Origin of the sequence: Rhodococcus sp. NPDC057014, from assembly GCF_042673295.1 — a bacterium.
GTDB lineage: Bacteria > Actinomycetota > Actinomycetes > Mycobacteriales > Mycobacteriaceae > Rhodococcus_F.
In genome coordinates this window covers 1-2,156 of sequence record NZ_JBHUSF010000594.1, presented here as the reverse complement: position 1 = coordinate 2,156, position 2,156 = coordinate 1, and the positions used below count along the sequence as shown (strand labels likewise).

Here is a 2,156-nt window from a genome sequence, read left to right as displayed (position 1 = left end):
CGGGGCGGCGGATGTCGTCTGTGCGGCGCAGGATGCGCGGCCTCCGCAGGGTCCGGGCGATCCATTCGCCGAGGGTGACGCCGGCCGCGAGCGCGCAACCGATACCGAACGCCGCCAGCAGCGAGCCCAGTCCGATCACGACCTCGTTGTTGAGCAGGGCGTACAGACCCCGGTACAGCGACAGACCCGGCAGCAGCGGCGTGATACCCGCCACCACGACGACCAACGGCGGCGTGAGTGCGCGGCGGGCCATCAGACCACCGGCGAAGCCGACCACGGTGGCGGCGAGTGCCGAACCGATGATCGGGCCGATCCCGAACTGGTGCGCCACCATGTACACGAGCGCGCCGGCCGCGCCACCGAACCAGGCGGCCGTGAGGGCTCGCTGCTCGGCGTAACAGGCCAGCGCATAGAACATCGAGGCGAAAGCGCCCGACATCACCAGCACAGGGAGTTGTACGAGTTCGGTGATCTCGACGTTGACCGGGGGCAGCGTCGAGCCCAGCACGCCGGTCAGACGCAGCGAGATGGCCACACCGGCGATGATGCCGCCGGTCATCATGACCACTTCGAAGAATCGCGCCGCCGCCGTGATCGGTGCTCCCGTGATGGCGTCCTGCACGGAACCGACCAGTGACAGCCCGGACAACAGCACCACCACACCGGCCGAAATGATCTGCGACGGTCTGATCTCGACACCCAGCTGATCCTGGAACGTGTAGAGCGTCGCCGCCGGGGTCGCGGCCACCAGACCGCCCGCCACCTGCTGGAAGAAGAACGGCAGACCGATGCGGTTGAGAACGCGGTTGACCCGGTAGATCACCATCGTCGTCAGGAAGGCGACGGATGCCACGAGCACCCCACCACCCATCAACACGGACACCGACGCGGCCATGGACGCCCAGGCGAGCGTCGCGATCCAGCGGTTGTACGGGTGCGGCGCCGTGGTGACCGCGGTCAGGGCCTCGTGCGCCTCGCCGGGGGTGACCGCTTCCCGGCGGATGCGCCGGGTGAGACGGTCGACCGCCGCGAGCCGGGTGAAGTCCATCGAGCGGTAGTGCACGATCCGCATCGTGCTCGCCGGCGGGAGGGTGGGCCCGCGGTACGCCGACAGCACGATGGAGTTGTACGTGACATCCACATCGCACTGGGCGAGGCCGTACGTGGCGGCGATGAACTGCACCTGCTCGGCGGTGTCCATCGCACCGGTGCCGGACGCGAGGAGCACTTCACCGACTCGCACGGCGAGGTCGAGTACTTCGGCGACGACCGCATCGTCGGTGAGGTCGATCGGCTGCAGCGGTGTGGGTGCAGCGGTGACCGCATCGACCGTTGCGCGACGGTCGCCTGTGAGACGTTGGAGGGATTCTGTGAGCTTGGACATACTACGTGTCGGAGACAAGGTCTTTCTCGGTCAGATCGGTAGCGGAGAGTGCAGACTCGAGTGTCTCGTGGCGGAACGTGGAGATGACCTGATCGTGGACGACACGGAATGCAGAGGCAAGGATACGCGTCTCTTCCGGGTCCGTGGCCCACGTCGCCTGCTGTTCGACCACCAGCACTCCGTCGTAGTAATACATTCGCTGCGGATTCAGCGTGATGCCCGCGGTGGACGCCCATTCCCGCAGCGCCGCCAGGCCCTGGGTCGCGCCTTTCGGCCCACCCATCTCGATGTCGTCGCTCGACAGCGACAGCAGAGTGTCGATGTCGCCGGAGTTGAGGGCGTCGTGCCAAGCGAGGACGGTGGCGATCTCCGAGGTACTCATGGCTCCAACGCTATCCAATGTGGGCGGAAGTAGCCGACGTTCCTGCAATGGATATGATGGGCGCGCGTGTCCGCCTCCTTAGCTCAGTGGTAGAGCACTCGCCTTGTAAGCGAGCGGTCGTCAGTTCAATCCTGACAGGGGGCTCCACCGCGGAATCGTCTCCGCACACAGAGGGCCACCTTCCCCGGAAGGTGGCCCTCTGTCGTTTCCCGCACGCTCACCCCCGGGTGGGCAGTTCGTCACCCTGGGGTCCCTGTTTCCGAACCCGCCGGTCCTTGACGATGGCTTCATGCAAATCAACTACCCGGTCCTGAAGGACGCGGGTTTGCTGCTCACGTTCTCACTGGCTGTGAGAGGGGTGGCTGCTTTAGGCACGGTTGATTGGGCGGC

2 protein-coding genes and 1 tRNA gene are annotated in these 2,156 nt (G+C 66.2%); 1 reads left to right on the top strand and 2 read right to left on the bottom strand.

Going from position 1 to position 2,156, the window contains the following annotated elements; translation table 11 throughout:
• Positions 1-1,384, bottom strand: a 1,384-nt coding sequence (locus tag ACFTZB_RS45235) for a threonine/serine exporter ThrE family protein (protein ID WP_378442474.1), incomplete at its 3' end; no start/stop codon positions are given.
• 1 nt (position 1,385) lies between these two features.
• Positions 1,386-1,766 (bottom strand): nuclear transport factor 2 family protein, encoded by a 381-nt coding sequence (locus tag ACFTZB_RS45230; RefSeq protein ID WP_072947940.1) that lies wholly within the window; start codon positions 1,764-1,766, stop codon positions 1,386-1,388.
• Positions 1,767-1,838: 72 nt separating this feature from the next.
• Between ACFTZB_RS45230 and ACFTZB_RS45225 the strand changes: the two genes are divergently transcribed.
• Positions 1,839-1,913: transfer RNA gene (locus tag ACFTZB_RS45225), tRNA-Thr, on the top strand.
• Positions 1,914-2,156: the final 243 nt, after the last annotated feature.

Coding starts and splice junctions, on each gene's coding strand:
- ACFTZB_RS45230 (WP_072947940.1), bottom strand. CDS start 1,766: ATGAGTACCTCGGAGATCGCCACCGTCCTCGCTTGGCACGACGCCCTC.